The organism is Mycobacterium sp. EPa45 (genome assembly GCF_001021385.1).
Classification (GTDB): Bacteria; Actinomycetota; Actinomycetes; order Mycobacteriales; family Mycobacteriaceae; genus Mycobacterium.
Window position 1 is genome coordinate 2,099,321 of the sequence record NZ_CP011773.1, and the last position, 14,821, is coordinate 2,114,141.

9 protein-coding genes and 1 pseudogene are annotated in these 14,821 nt (G+C 65.5%); 8 read left to right on the plus strand and 2 right to left on the minus strand.

Features of this window, described 5'->3' with window-relative positions; genetic code table 11:
- Positions 1–74: 74 nt before the first annotated feature.
- Complete coding sequence (locus AB431_RS09975; RefSeq protein WP_047333274.1) at positions 75–3,269, plus strand: adenylate/guanylate cyclase domain-containing protein; 3,195 nt, start codon at positions 75–77, stop codon at positions 3,267–3,269.
- Positions 3,270–3,296: 27 nt separating this feature from the next.
- A complete protein-coding gene (locus AB431_RS09980) occupies positions 3,297–6,485 on the plus strand; it encodes an AAA family ATPase (RefSeq protein WP_235435873.1) in 3,189 nt (1,062 codons plus the stop codon).
- A 247-nt stretch (positions 6,486–6,732) separates the two neighbouring features.
- Here AB431_RS09980 and AB431_RS31185 read toward each other — a convergent pair.
- A pseudogene (locus tag AB431_RS31185) lies at positions 6,733–7,686 on the minus strand (PE-PPE domain-containing protein); the annotation flags it as partial.
- A 123-nt stretch (positions 7,687–7,809) separates the two neighbouring features.
- The gene (locus AB431_RS09990) at positions 7,810–8,304 is read right to left on the minus strand and encodes a MarR family winged helix-turn-helix transcriptional regulator (RefSeq protein WP_047333277.1); all 495 of its coding nucleotides are present in this window, start codon (positions 8,302–8,304) and stop codon (positions 7,810–7,812) included.
- Between the two features lie 134 nt (positions 8,305–8,438).
- On the opposite strand from AB431_RS09990, the gene AB431_RS09995 reads away from it, so the two are divergent.
- Genes AB431_RS09995 through AB431_RS10020 form a run of 6 tightly spaced genes read left to right on the plus strand, consistent with a single transcriptional unit; the run spans position 8,439 to position 14,793 of the window.
- Complete coding sequence (locus AB431_RS09995; RefSeq protein ID WP_047329781.1) at positions 8,439–8,975, plus strand: hypothetical protein; 537 nt, start codon at positions 8,439–8,441, stop codon at positions 8,973–8,975.
- Positions 8,972–10,765 carry a glycoside hydrolase family 15 protein gene (locus AB431_RS10000; RefSeq protein ID WP_047329782.1) on the plus strand — a complete coding sequence of 598 codons (1,794 nt, stop codon included), beginning with the start codon at positions 8,972–8,974 and terminating at the stop codon, positions 10,763–10,765. Before AB431_RS09995 ends, AB431_RS10000 begins: the two co-directional genes overlap by 4 nt.
- Positions 10,762–11,781 carry an SDR family oxidoreductase gene (locus AB431_RS10005; RefSeq protein ID WP_047329783.1) on the plus strand — a complete coding sequence of 340 codons (1,020 nt, stop codon included), beginning with the start codon at positions 10,762–10,764 and terminating at the stop codon, positions 11,779–11,781. The genes AB431_RS10000 and AB431_RS10005 overlap by 4 nt, the downstream gene beginning before the upstream one ends.
- Positions 11,782–11,834: 53 nt before the next feature.
- The gene (locus AB431_RS10010) at positions 11,835–13,634 is read left to right on the plus strand and encodes a thiamine pyrophosphate-requiring protein (protein ID WP_047329784.1); all 1,800 of its coding nucleotides are present in this window, start codon (positions 11,835–11,837) and stop codon (positions 13,632–13,634) included.
- Positions 13,631–14,080, plus strand: a complete 450-nt coding sequence (locus AB431_RS10015) for a hypothetical protein (RefSeq protein ID WP_047329785.1) — start codon at positions 13,631–13,633, stop codon at positions 14,078–14,080. The genes AB431_RS10010 and AB431_RS10015 overlap by 4 nt, the downstream gene beginning before the upstream one ends.
- Positions 14,080–14,793, plus strand: coding sequence for a gluconate 2-dehydrogenase subunit 3 family protein (locus AB431_RS10020; protein ID WP_052960246.1), 714 nt, complete (start codon positions 14,080–14,082; stop codon positions 14,791–14,793). Before AB431_RS10015 ends, AB431_RS10020 begins: the two co-directional genes overlap by 1 nt.
- Positions 14,794–14,821 lie beyond the last annotated feature (28 nt).

Genomic DNA, 14,821 nt, shown 5'->3' on the forward strand with positions numbered 1-14,821 from the left:
GATGGCCGGCGAGGGTCAAGATAATTTCGCCGAACCCGCCGACCGCCACTGAGCGGTGATGACACGATGTGGGCGTGGGCGCGTCGGGGGACGGTCGCGATGATCAGGCGGCAGCGGGGCTGTCGTGTCATTCGTGCGGCACCGAGCTGTCGCTGAACTCGAACTTCTGCAGTGCGTGCGGTGCACCGGTGACGACGGTGAGTCGGTCCGCGGAGTACAAACAGGTGACGGTGCTCTTCGCCGACGTGGTGCGCTCGATGCACATCGCGGCCGTGGTCGATATCGAGCGGCTGCGCGAGATCATGACCGAGCTCGTCGAACTTTCGGCGGCGGTGACGCGTCGCTACGGCGGCACCGTGGACTTCACCGGCGACGGCATCATGGCGGTCTTCGGCGCTCCTATCTCCTTCGAGGATCACGCAACGCGGGCGTGCCGGGCCGCACTGGACATTCATCGCGCCATCGCAGATTTGGCCCAGGACGTCTCGCTCCGCGATGGTGTCGACCTTCAGCTCCGGGTCGGACTGAATTCGGGCCAGGTCATCGCCGGCGAGATTGGTAGTGCGGCAACGGGATATACCGCCGTCGGCGAGCAGGTAGGCATGGCCCAGCGGATGGAGTCCGTAGCTTCTGCCGGTGGGGTGATGCTCAGCGCGTCGACCGCCCGACTGGTGCAGGATTACGCCCGGCTCGGTGAACCGGAGCTGGTCACCATCAAGGGCAGCGACCGCCCGGTGACCGCCTACCGGTTGCTGGGGCTGCCGGACGGGGTTCGCCCCGCCGCGCGCATCGAGTCGGCTCTGGTCGGGCGGCGGGTGGAATTGACCTATTCCTCGGCCGTGCTGGACCGAGCAATGGAAGGCCGCGGCGCGATTGTCGCGGTGGTCGGATCGCCGGGCATCGGCAAGAGTCGCTTGGCCCGTGAGGTGTCCGCGCTAGCTGCCGCGCGGGGGGTCGAGGTGGTCACCGCCTACTGCGAGTCTCACACGGCCGACATCCCTTTCCACGCCGTGGCCCGGCTGCTGAGGGCTGCGTTCGGGATCACCGGCCTCGATAATCCGTCGGCCCGGGCGCGGCTGCGCCACCAGGCCGTCGACGCCGATCCCGACGATATGGTGCTCCTCGAGGATCTGCTGGGTATCACCGATTCCGCGGCGGTGCTGCCCAAGATCGACCCGGATGCCCGACGACGACGGTTGACCACGTTGGTCAACGCCACCTGGCTGACCCGAGGGTCGCCGACGGTGTACATCATCGAGGACGCCCACTGGATGGACGAAGTCAGCGAATCGATGTTGGCTGACTTTCTGTCGGTGACGACGCAGGCTCCTGCGCTGGTGTTGATCACCTACCGCCCCGAGTATGACGGCGCCTTGCGTCGGCTACCCGGAGCCCAAGGCCTCACCCTGGCACCGCTGACTGAATCGGAAACGGGTGAATTGGTCGCTGGGTTGCTAGGGCTCGATCCCTCGGTCGCAGACGTGACCGCACTGATTACCAAGAAGGCGGCGGGAAATCCGTTCTTCGCCGAGGAGATGGTGCGAGATCTGGCTGAGCGCGGGATTCTCGGTGGCTACCGTGGCGCCTATGCCGCGACGGTCGGTACCGCTGAGGTGACCTTGCCCGCCACCGTGCAGGCCACCATCGCCGCCCGCATCGATCGACTGGCCCCGACAGCGAAGCGCGCTTTACATGCGGCGGCTGTTGTAGGTGCGAAATTCGATCGAGACATGTTGGCGGCGTTAGGTGTTGACCCAGCAGTCGACAGTTTGGTGGGCGGTCAGTTCGTTGATCAGATCGATGCACCCTCACCCGCATATGTCTTTCACCACCCGCTGATCCGCACCGTCGCCTATGAATCGCAGCTGAAATCGGACCGCGCCGAGCTCCATCGCAAGCTCGCCGCGGCGATTCAAGAACGCGACCCGGTCGCGGCCGACGAGAATGCCGCGTTGACGGCCGAGCACCTCGAGGCGGCCGGTGATTTGGTGGCAGCCTTCGAGTGGCACATGCGCTCGGGGGCTTGGTCGTCCAACCGCGATATCGGCGCCGCGCGCGCGAGCTGGACGCGGGCTCTATCGGTCGCGGACCGTCTGCCCGACGTTGAATCCAGCCGTATTACGAGGCAGATAGCCGCGCGAACTCTCCTGTGCTCCAGCGCTTGGCGCGCCGGTGGCACGATTGCCGAGGCAGGGTTCGACCAACTGCGTGAGTTGTGTGGTGTCGCGGGCGACGAGCGGTCATTGGCGATCGGCATGGCGGGATATCTTATGAAACGAGCCTTCCACGGAGAGTTCATCGAATCATCGCGATTAGCGTCGGAGTTTGCGGCCATCCTCGAGTCCATCGGTGATCCGTCGATGACCGTGGGATTGCTTTTCGCCTGCATTGTCGCCAAGTGGGAAACAGGCGAGATGATCGAAGCGACGCGCCTGGCGGACCGCGCCTTGCAACTCGCCGACGGTGATCCCACGATGGGCAACATCATTGTCGGATCGCCGCTTGCGGTAACCCGCGCGATGCGCGGCATCGCGAAAAGCGCTCTGGGACAGCCCGGGTGGCGCGAGGATTTCGACGTCGCAATCGAGATTGCACGCGGATTAGATCCGCTTTCCCGGGTGCTCACCAGCTTGTTCCGCGGAATATCCATGGCATACGGCGCACTGCTGCCCGATGAGGAAATGCTGAACGACAGCGCTGTGGTCCTCCGCGTCGCCGAGCAGTCCGGAGATGACTTCACACTGGCCAACGCCCGGCTGGCGCGCGCGTTCATGCTCATGCTTCTCGACGACGAGCAGCAGCGCACGCAGGGCTTGGAGTACCTTGCGGTCATCCGCGAGGCGGCCCTCGCCCACAGGTTCACCGTGTCGGCGCTGTGGTTTCACGACATCAGCCTTGCCTCCGAGAAGGCCCGATCCGGGCAGCTGGATGAAGCAATCGCCCTAGCCGACGAGGCAGTTGACGCGGTGCTCTGCTCCGGCGAGAAGTTATGGCCGGGACTGGCAACCACCGTCTTGGTGGAGGCTCTTCTGCTCCGGGGGACAGATGAGGATGTGATGCGAGCCGAGGCTGCCATTGACCGGCTCGAAGGTGTCCCCACCGATCCGGGATTCGTTTTGCACGAACTGCCCATCTTGCGGCTGCGGGCACTTCTAGCCTGTGCCCGGGATGACGTGGAGGCCTATCGGGAGTACCGGGATCGCTACCGTGCCATGGCCACCGACTTGGGCTTTGAGGGACACATCAAATTCGCCGCGACGATGACATGAGCGCCGCCGCGGTGACACCATAGTCGTGTGGACACGTCGGGGGACGGCCGCGATGCGCAACTCTTGGCGCTGTCGTGTGGGTCCTGTGGCGCTCGGCTCCCGCTGAACTCGAACTTCTGCAATGCGTGTGGCGCGCGAGTCACCGTCGGTCCGTCGGCGGAGTACAAGCAGGTGACGGTCTTGGTTGCCGACGTCGTGCGCTCGATGGACATCGCGGCCGCCGTGGACATGGAGCGATTACGGGCGATCATGACCGAACTGCTCGAATGCGCGGCAGCGCTGGTGCACCGGTACGGCGGGACCGTGGAATACACCGGGGACGGGATCATGGCGCTGTTCGGTGCTCCAATTGCGCTAGAGGATCACGCATTTCGAGCCTGCGTGGCGGCCTTGGCGATCCAGAACGAGGCAGCCCGGTTGGCAGCCGAGGTGCAACGGACCGACAAGGTGGCGTTGCAATTGCGGGTGGGGCTCAACTCGGGCCGGGTCATCGCCGGCGAAATCGGTTCGGGGACGCTCGGGTACCACGCCACCGGCGGGCACGTCGGGATGGCGCAGCGGATGGAGTCGGTGGCACCTGCGGGTGAGGTGATGCTTTCGGAGTCGACCGCACGCCTTGTCGAGCACCTCGTGCTTCTCGCCGAGCCGGAGCGTCTACGTATCAAGGGGTCTGACCGGCCGGTGCCCGCCTACCGGCTGAAAGGCGTCGGCCCGCGCAAGGGCTCCAACCGGCGCACGGAGGCACGGCTGGTCGGGCGGCGGTGGGAGCTGGCGGTGCTCGAAGCCATCCTGGAGCGCGCTGTCGAGGGCCGCGGTGACGTCGTGAATGTGGTGGGACCGCCAGGTATCGGAAAGAGCCGGGTGGCCCGTGAGGCCGCGGCTCTGGCCACCGGCCGGGGGGTTGACGTGTTCTGGACGTTCTGTGAATCCCACGCCGTTGACATCCCCTTCCGTGCTGTTGCCCAACTGCTTCGCGCCCGCACCGGCGTGGCCGACCTCGTCGGCAGTGCCGCCCGTGGTCGGCTCCGGGAACACTTCGCGGCTGCCGACCCGCAGGATCTCCTGTTGCTCGACGACCTGCTCGGTATCGCCGATTCCGCTGTGACGCCGCCCCCGATCAACCCCGATGCGCGACGGCGTCGGCTGACCGCGTTGATCAACGCGACGTCGCTGGCGCGCACGACGCCGGCGTTGTTGATCATCGAGGACGCGCAGTGGATCGACACCGCCAGCGAGTCGATGCTGACCGACTTCCTCACCGTCATCCCACGCACGCCGTCAATGGTGCTGGTAACGGCTCGCCCGGAATATCAGGGAGCGCTGCGACGGGTCACTGGTGCCCAGACAATAGCTCTCGGCACACTGGATAATTCGGACATCGCGACGTTGATCCAAGAGTTACTCGGCTCGGATCCGTCGGTCGGCGAGCTGACGACGATCATTGCCGAACGGGCCGACGGGAATCCGTTCTTCGCCGAGGAGATGGTTCGCGAGTTGGCCCAGCGCGGCGCGCTGGCCGGCCGGCGCGGTGCCTATACCTGCGAAGCAGATGTCGCAGAGGTCAAGGTGCCGGCCACGGTGCAGGCTGCGATCGAGGCGCGCATCGATCGGCTGACGGCCCCGGCGAAGCGGACGCTGACCGCCGCGTCGGTGATCGGAGCCCGCTTCGGCGCAGAGCTGCTGCCTGCGCTGGGCGTCGATCCGGCATTCGACGAGTTGCTGGGCGCGGAACTCATTGACCAAGTCGGGTTCAGCTCCAGAGTCGAATTCGCCTTCCGGCATCCACTGATCCGTGCCGTGGCTTATGAATCACAGTTGAAATCCGATCGGGCCCAATGGCATCGGCGCTTGGCCGCCGCGATAGAGCGCGTGGCGCACAGGTCCGACGAGAACGGGGCGCTGATCGCCGAACACCTCGAAGCGGCAGGGGAGTTGCACAAGGCATACGAGTGGCACATGCGTGCCGGTGCGTGGTCCACCAACCGCGATCTGGCCGCAGCCCGGGTCAGCTGGGAGCGCGCCTGCCGCATCGCGGACGCGCTGCCCGCGGACGACCCGGGTGCCCTGTCGATGCGCATCGCCCCGCGCACGATGCTGTGTGCCACCGACCTGCACGCGCGGACGGCTCACGACGGTCAGAGGCGCTTTGCGGAGTTGCGAGATCTGTGCAACGCCGCGGGGGACAAGGTGTCGTTGGCCATCGGCATGAGCAGTCCCGGGACGGCTCTCTGCTACGCCGGGCGACACCGCGAGGCGGCCAAGATGGCATCCGAACAGATGGCACTCCTCGAATCGATCGGGGACGCTGACGCGATGATGGCACTGGCCGGTCTTGCATTTGTAAATTGGGGCGGCGTAGCCGAATTCGGTCAGATCATGCTCTGGTCGCAGAAGATCATCGGTTTGGCGGACGGCGATCCCACCAAAGGTGCCGGCTTCGGAGTCGGGTCGCCACTCGCGATCGCGTTGGCCTATCGGGGTACCGCGCGGTGGTGGCTTGGTCGTGCGGGCTGGCGCCAAGATCTCTTCGACGCGGTCGCGATGGCCGAACGCAGCAACCCGGAAACCCTCGCCGGCACCATCGCGTGGACCTACGGTTTCGCGGTGCAGTACGGCGTTCTTCGGGCGGATGAGTCCGTGCTCCGGGCGAGCGAAGCTGCGCTGCAGACCGCGCGAACGGCCAGCACCGACCGCGCCATGGGCTTGACCGGATACACATTGGCCGTCGGGTTGCTGAACCAAGACGACGCGGTGGACCGTCAACGCGGGCTGACGTTGATGCAGCAGACACGGGAGATGTGGCTGAGCAAGCGAGCGTTCTTTCTCATCCCGGTCACCGACGTGTGGACGGCCCGGGAAATGGCCAGACGCGGAGAGCTCGATGAGTCCATCGACGTGATACGCGAAGCTGCCACCGAACTTCGCCGGATGCAGAACGTGTTCTATGGGTTCTGGGCCACTGGAGTTTTGGTGCAGACACTGCTGGAGCGTGGAGCCGATGACGACCTGGACGAAGCCGCGCTGGCGATAGACGAAATGACCGAACTGAAGGCAGATTCGGCGATCGGCGAGGTCAGCGTGTTGCGGTTGCGCGCGCTGCTGGCGCGTTCGCAGAGTGACGAGCTGACGTACCGTGACTACCGTGGTCGCTACCGCGCGATGGCGAAATCGCTTGGTTTTGAGCTGCATTCGGTGTGGGCCGCCACGATGCCGTAACGGCACCGGCACTCGACTTGGCCGATGATGCCGTGTGGGACGCCGTGGACGGTACGGCAGCGGGTGGTGTGGGGCCCGGGCCGCCCACCCCCGAGCGAGTTGGCCAACCGATCAGAGCACGGGCATTGCGGATGCCTTCGCTTAAGGCTCCGGTCAGGTCTGCGATGAGCTTTCCCGGGTCGAACGAACTCGGAAGGAGCCGCGCTGGGGTGGGCACCCACGGCTTGATGCTGCGGTCGTAACCTGCTTCGACGAGCACCCGGAAGAACGGCTCAACCACGTCGATCAACTTCTCGGGCACACCCAGCGCGAGCAGTGGAGCGAACAGCGGAAGATGTTGCGTCTTGAAGTAGTAATAGCTCGTGTCGCCGTAGGTGCCCTGGTATGCAGGCGATGTCGTCGGATCATTCGGGAGGCTGACGTCAAACGAGTTGGTGTGAAGGTAGACAACCCCCATGATCGCGTTGAGGTCGGCGACGAGGTTGAGCGGATACAGCGGGAAGTCGGTGAAACCATCGTATTGCCGGGTGATTTCGACAGTCTTGAATTGGGTGTCGGTTGCAGCGGCCCCGTTGAACGACAGATCGAGGACTGGAACGTAAAGGCCGGGGAATCGTGACATCAATCCACCGTTGGGCAGATTCGGATCTCCGCCCAGGACGAAATCGATATCGGGAGCGGTGGTTCCGTCCGGGTAGTGCGCCGCGAGATTCTTCTTCACCACGTTGGCGACGCCCGCTCCCTGCGAAAGGCCGTAGATCACCAGCTTATTACCGCCGTGTGCGGCGATCGCTTCCTCGAGCTGGGCGGCCCCGAGCTGCAGCGACTGACTGGCGGTGAGGTCGAACAGCCCCGTGAGCTTCCACCACGGCTCGCTCGGCCACGCCGGCCCACCGGGTTTGAAGAGTCTCGGATCACCGACAGCCAGTCCGAGCAGGCGCATGCCGCCGGTGAGGGGCCAAAATTGCTCCGGTGTGGTCACCGGGACGTAATCGATGTTCAGCCCGGGATGCGTCGGCGCGACATACTGGTCCCTGACGATGTTCAGATACGTCTGGTCGGGCGTTGGGCAGGTGGTCCCGCACAGGACCAGCGCGGTGCGGTCGGGTGACGCTTCCTCGGCTGACGCCGCCGCTGGTGTCAGCGCGGTCATGGCCGTCAAGACTACGGCGCCGACCGATGTTGTGATCCTTTTACCCATGTTTCTGCCTTCCCCGAGTACTGCAGGCAATCGTCAGCGCAGTTCGGCTCGGCGGGTTCAGTAGCGCATCACTGCAATTTCGGGGCCGCGACGGGGTACTACTGATGGCGGGGCGACCACGGCTCAGTCGGCCCCGTGGCGTTTGGCCAATCGGCTGTAGGCAGCAGTAAATGCCGCCGCCCCGGCGAGGAGCTGCTCGCGTTCTCGGCGGTTCATCCGTTCGGTGACCGCGCCGAAGTGCGCGACGCGCGCGGCAACGACCTCCTCGAGCACTGCGCGCCCGGCCGCCGTCAGTTCGAGAATCGTCGCCCGGCGGTTGTGCGGAGCCACACTCCGGGTGATCAAGCCGGACTCGGCGAGCCGGTCACTGAGACGACTGGCGCTGGAGGGGACCAGGTCCAGGTCTTCTCCTAGTTCCGTGACCAGGCTCGGCCCGAGGCGCTGTAGAGACTGAAGCGCGCGCAAAGTTGGTAAACCGACTCGCTTTTCGATTTCCTCGAGCACCACAACGTTCAGCGCCAGCAGGCCCCGCGTCGCGCGTTCGAGCTCGGCGGCGTATTCGGCATCAGCCTTCGGCGCGGCACTCGTGGCCGTTGCGCCCGTTCTTGGAGCACCCATGGCTCCGTGAGCATACATCCGTCGCGCATGTCATGAGGCATTGAATACTGTCGGTTTGCACGTCATCCAAAGTGGATATATTGCTGTAAGGCAATGAACTGTTGCGTTGAGCGTGATCGGAATAAGGAGACCAAGTGGCGCGAGATACTCGTGGGTCGTTGCCGCCGTTCACCAACGGGTTGCACCGGGTGAGCCTCAACCCACCCCACTGGCGGCAGGGCCGTCGACTGATCTGGGTGGAAGCCCTGGTGACAGGTGTGCTGGGGGTGGTTGGCCTGATGGGCGTTGTCATTGGTGCACAGCACGACGGGTGGCGCGTGCTCGGCATTCCACTTACCCCGGCGCTGAGTGTCGTGATGCTCGTCATCGCGATGCTGGCGGGGGTTTCCTCCATCCACCGGGGGACTGCGAAGGTGTTCACTCTGGGGATGGGTGCCGCCACCGTGCCCTTGATGATCATCTGTTCGGTGGCGGCGGTGCACCACGATCCCGGACCATTGGGATTCACCGCACCGGCGATCCTGCTGTGGATGGTCCTCTTCTGCTGGAGCATCGCGTCGGCGATGTGGATTCTGCCCGACCAGATCGAAGGCGCGGCGTGGATACCGCGCCGGCGGTCCCGCGATCGCACCGATTCGGCGATGTCGACTGGTAGACGGCGCGATTCATGAGCGGCGACATCACCGACCCGCACGTGTTGCGGGAGTATGCATTGCTTGCCGACGGGCACCGTGGTGCGCTGATCGGCCCGCGCGGCGAAATCAGCTGGATGTGCGCTCCCCGTTGGGACAGCGACGCTGTCTTCGCGGCGTTGATCGGAGGCAACGGTGCCTTCGCGATCACGCCGCGGGGGCGGTTCGTTTGGGGCGGGCACTATGAAGACGGCAGCCTGATTTGGCGTTCTCGCTGGGTCACCACCGACGGGATCACCGAGTGCCGGGAGGCGCTCGCATACCCCGGCGACCCGCATCGCCTCGTCCTGATGCGCAGGATCATCGCGGCGCGCGGCGACGCCTGCGTGACAATGACATTCGCGCCCGCCAGCGGATTCGGGCGGCACGGTATGACCGAGGTGGTCCGTGATGACCACGGAGTCTGGCATGCCGAGTGTGGGCCGTTACTCATCACGTTGCACGGCGCCCCACACGCCACGATCACCCATGACGACGCCGGTGTCGTCGCATTGCGGTGTGACCTCAAGCTGGTGGAGGGCCGGCACCACGACATCGTTGTCGAGGTGTCCGACCGGCCCAGCTGCGGGCCATTGCCCACCCCGGACGCGCTGTGGCTTGCCACCGAAAATGCTTGGGAGTCAGTACTTCCCATGTTCGACGGCAGCAGCGCAGCTCGCGACGCGCGGCATTCGTATGCGGTATTGCGCGGCATGACCAGTCCGGGCGGCGGCATGGTGGCCGCGGCGACAATGAGTCTGCCCGAGCGCGCCGAGCAACGCCGCAACTACGACTACCGCTACGTGTGGATCCGCGACCAGTGCTATGCCGGACAGGCCGTCGCGCTCGACGGGCCACACGGCGTGCTCGGCGACGCGGTCGCTTTCGTGACTGACCGGCTCCTCGCCGATGGTCCCGACCTCAAGCCCGCCTACCGCGTCAACGGCGCAGCGGTACCCGACGAATGCTCACTGCGGCTACCCGGCTATCCCGGAGGCAGTGACATGCTGGGCAACCACGCGCACAGTCAATTCCAGCTCGACGTCTTCGGGGAAGCGCTGTTGCTATTCGCCGCGGCGGCACGCCATGACCACCTCGGCGGTGACGGTTACCGGGCTGCGGCTGCGGCGGCATCGGCGATCGCGGATCGCTGGCGGGAACCCGACGCCGGCGTGTGGGAGCTCGAGACCCGGCATTGGACGCACTCGCGGCTCACCTGTGTCGCCGGCCTGCGGGCGATCGCCACTCATGCCCCAGCCCACGATGCCGCTGACTTCCAGTCTTTGGCCGATGCCATCCTCGCCGCGAGTGCCGACTGCGTGCACCCCAGCGGTCGGTGGCAACGCGCCCCCGACGACATGCGAGTCGACGCTGCGCTGCTCGTCCCGGCACTACGCGGTGCCGTGGCGCACGACGACCCACGTACCACCGCGACCTTGCGCGCCGTGCTCGACGAACTCGAAGACGACGGATTCGTCTACCGCTTCCACCACGACGGCCAGTCCCTCGCCGAAGCCGAAGGCGCCTTCCTGCTGTGCGGGTTCTGGGCCTCCCTGGCCTGCCGCCAGCAAGGTGACATGGTCGGCGCCGCGCGCTATTTCGAGCGCAACCGCGCTGCGTGCGGACCACCCGGATTGTTCGGGGAGGAGTACGACGTCGAGCAGCGTCAGATCCGGGGAAACATCCCGCAGGCTTTCGTGCACGCCCTTCTCATCGAATCGTCACTGTGCGTGGCAACGCCGCCGCATGAGCTCACCCATTCGCCCGTAAACAGGAAGGAACCGTCATGACCAGTACTTCGCCACGCGTCGTGGTCGTCACCGGAGCCAGCGCCGGGATCGGACGCGCCGCCGCGAAGGCGTTCGGACAGCGTGGCGACCGCGTCGCGCTGCTGGCCCGCGGACGCGCCGGGCTACAGGGCGCCGTCGACGACGTCGAGGCGGGGGGTGGGACGGCGCTAGCCCTGCCCACCGACGTGGCGGACTTCAAGCAGGTCGACGCCGCTGCCACCACGGTCGAGGAGACCTTCGGGCCGATCGACGTCTGGGTCAACGTCGCGTTCACGTCGGTGTTCGCTCCGTTCACCGAGATCGAGCCTGACGAGTTCCGCCGCGTCACCGAAGTCAGCTACCTCGGGTTCGTCTACGGCACCATGGCCGCACTGGCCCGCATGCGGCCGCGCGACGCGGGGACAGTTGTGCAGGTGGGTTCCGCCCTGGGTGCCCGTGCCATTCCGCTGCAGTCCGCGTATTGCGGCGCGAAACACGGAATCAACGGATTCACCGAATCGGTGCGCACGGAATTGCTGCACAATTGCAGCAACGTCCACATCACTGTCGTGCAGATGCCGGCGGTCAACACTCCACAATTCAGCTGGGTGCTGTCGCGGCTGCCACGCCACCCGCAACCCGTGCCACCCATCTATCAGCCCGAGGTTGCGGCCCGCTCGATCGTGCGTGCCGCCGAGCATCCCCGTCGCAAGCAGTACTGGGTCGGCGCAAGCACCGCGGCGACCGTGCTCGGGCAGCGCCTGATGCCGTCCGTGCTCGACCGCTACCTGGCGCGCACCGGCTACTCCTCGCAGCAGACCGGCGAGCCCGTCGGCGCGGATCGGCCGAACAATCTGTGGGAGCCCCTTGACGACCAAGTCGGCACCGACCACGGTGCTCACGGGTCGTTCGATGACCGATCCATCAGCCGTTCGCCGCAGGTGTGGCTGTCGCGGCACGTCCGATCGCTGTCTGCCGCTGCTGCGGGCACCGTGCTGACTGCCGGCGGAGCCGCCCTGGCCCGCTACCGCCACTGACCAGAATTTGCGCACCGATATCCAAGGCCTGACAACACTTGTGAAGGAGTGACATGTCCGACACCGTCGCTGACGTCCTACTCGCCCGTTTACGGGAGTGGGGTGTGAAACAAGTCTTCGGGTTCCCTGGAGACGGCATCAACGGGCTGCTGGCCGCGTGGGAACGGGCAGATGACAAGCCCCAGTTCGTGCAGGCGCGTCACGAAGAGATGGCCGCGTTCGAAGCGGTCGGCTTCGCCAAGTTCTCTGGCCAGGTCGGCGTTTGCGTGGCCACCAGCGGGCCGGGTGCGGTGCACCTGCTCAATGGGTTGTACGACGCCAAACTCGACCACGTTCCCGTGGTCGCGATCGTCGGCCAGACCGAACGCTCCGCGATGGGCGGCTCCTACCAGCAGGAGATCGACCTGCTCAGTCTGTTCAAGGACGTCTGCAGTGACTACGTGCAGATGTGCACAGTGCCCAAGCAGTTGCCGAACCTGATCGATCGTGCCATCCGCGTTGCCCTCAGCGAGGGCGCGCCCACGGCGATCATCGTGCCCTCCGACGTCTTCGAGCTGACCTACGAACCGCCGGGTCACGCGTTCAAACAGGTGCCGTCCAGCCTGGGGATGTCACAGGCGCGCGCGGTGCCCGACGATGACGCGTTGCGCAGAACGGCCGATCTGCTCAACGCCGGTCAGAAGGTGGCCATGCTCGTGGGGCAGGGCGCGCGCGGATGCGCTGACGAACTGACCGAAGTTGCCGACCTGCTCGGTGCTGGCGCGGCAAAAGCGTTGTTGGGCAAGGATGTTCTGTCCGACGAACTGCCGTGGGTGACGGGCTCGATCGGACTTCTCGGCACCACCGCCAGCTGGCACTTGATGCAGGACTGCGACACCCTGCTCACCGTCGGCTCGAACTTCCCCTACACCCAGTTCATGCCCGAACTCGACCAGGCACGCGCCGTGCAGATCGACCGGTCCGGCAAATGGATCGGGATGCGCTATCCCTACGAAATCAATCTCGTCGGCGATGCCAAGAGCACGCTGCGGGCATTGATCCCGTTGTTGGAGCGCAAGACCGACCGGTCCTGGCGGGAGAAGATCGAGAAGTGGGTGGTGAGTTGGTGGACCACCGTGCAGCGCAGGGCCATGACCGACGCCGACCCGGTGAATCCGATGCGGATTTTCTGGGAACTGTCCGAACGGATGCCTGACAACGCCATCATCGCCGCCGACTCGGGCTCCTCGGCCAATTGGTACGCGCGGCACCTGAAGTTTCGCGGCGACGTCCGCGGCTCGCTGTCCGGCACGCTCGCCACGATGGGCCCCGGGGTACCGTATGTCATCGGCGCCAAGTGGGCACACCCCGACCGGCCCACCATCGCCTTCGTCGGCGACGGCGCGATGCAAATGAACGGTCTCAGCGAACTCATCACCGTCAGCAGGTACTGGAAGCAGTGGACCGACCCTCGCCTGATCATCGCGATCCTGCACAACAATGATCTCAACCAGGTCACCTGGGAGATGCGGGCGATGGAGAACTCACCGAAATTCGAAGCGTCGCAGAACCTTCCAGATGTCGACTTCGCCGGATTCGCCCGCAGCCTCGGGCTGCACGGCGACAACATCGACGACCCGTCGATGCTCGGCGATGCATGGGACCGCGCCTTGGCCGCAGACCGGCCAACGGTGCTGGACGTCCGCTGTGATCCGAACGTGCCACCGATTCCGCCACACGCCACCTTCGACCAGGCGAAGTCTCTGGTGGCCGCGGTCGTCGGTGGCGACGACGACAGTGCCGACTTCATTAGGCAGGGAATCAAACAAAAAGTGCAGCAATACTTTCCAGGTGAGAAGAAGGGCCGTTCATGAACCTCGTGCGTGTCGCAGTGCAGGCCATCCGGACCGGACGTTTTGAACGCACCTTGGCGGCGTTGACCGCCGCCGGTGCGGCCGTCACCACCGCAGAGATCTACTTCTCCCATGACGGGGCAAGTTTCGGCAACCGAATGATGTACTGGCCAGTCGTTATCGTTCCCACCGCGGTGCCGGCCGGGCTGGCGGGGTTTCTCTCGCGTCGCGCGGCGCACACGCTGTTACCCGCTGCCAGTGCGCTGATCGTCGTGAACGGGCTTCAAGGCACCTATCTGCACTGGCGCGGAATCCGGCAGCGGCCAGGCGGATTGACCAAGTACAACGTTGAATCCGGGCCACCAGCGTTTGCCCCACTGCTTGCGTCACTGGTCGGCGGAATGGGATTGCTTGCCTCGCTGCTTCGTCGCGAGGATATGCCGACGTCGGGACAGGGCGCCCGTTGATGTTGTTCCACCCGACACGCGATCGAGGCGTCACTCCGCAGGACCGGGGTCGTTTCCCCGGTTTCGACGTGCTGGCGCAAGCGCACACGTGGGATGAGGTCACCGCCGGTGTCGTACTCGGACGGTTGGCGCCGCCGGGCGGATTGTCGTTCTTCACCGACGGCGAAGTGGCGGTTGCGCGACAGTTGTTGGACCTGCTGCTCGCCCAAGACGCCGAGCCGAGGGTGCCGGTGCTCGAATTGATCGATTCTCGGCTGGCCGCAGGGGAAACCGACGGATGGCACTACGACGACATGCCCGGGGACGGTCAGGCGTGGCGGGACTCGCTGGCTGCCCTCGATGGGGACGCCCATGAACGCTACGGCACCGGCTACGACGACCTCAGTACCGCCCGGCAGGCGCGGCTACTGCAGGACGTCCAGAACATCGCCGATGCCGGTGATAGTTGGCATGGTTGGCCCGCCGCTCATGTGTGGAGCCTATGGACGCGGTACGCCTGCACGGCGTTCTATTCCCATCCGTGGGCGTGGAACGAAATGGGTTTTCCCGGACCGGCTTACCCCCGCGGCTATCTCAATGCCGGTATCGACGCCCACGAATCCTATGAGGTTTCTGACCACTGCGACGCTGACCCGGTTCCGTTCGCCGAGAGGGTGGAGCGCGCGCGGCGAGCCGACTCCGATCTACCCGAAAGGCGGCGGACCCATGGGTGACGGCAGGGCGGTGAGAAGCCGCAACGAC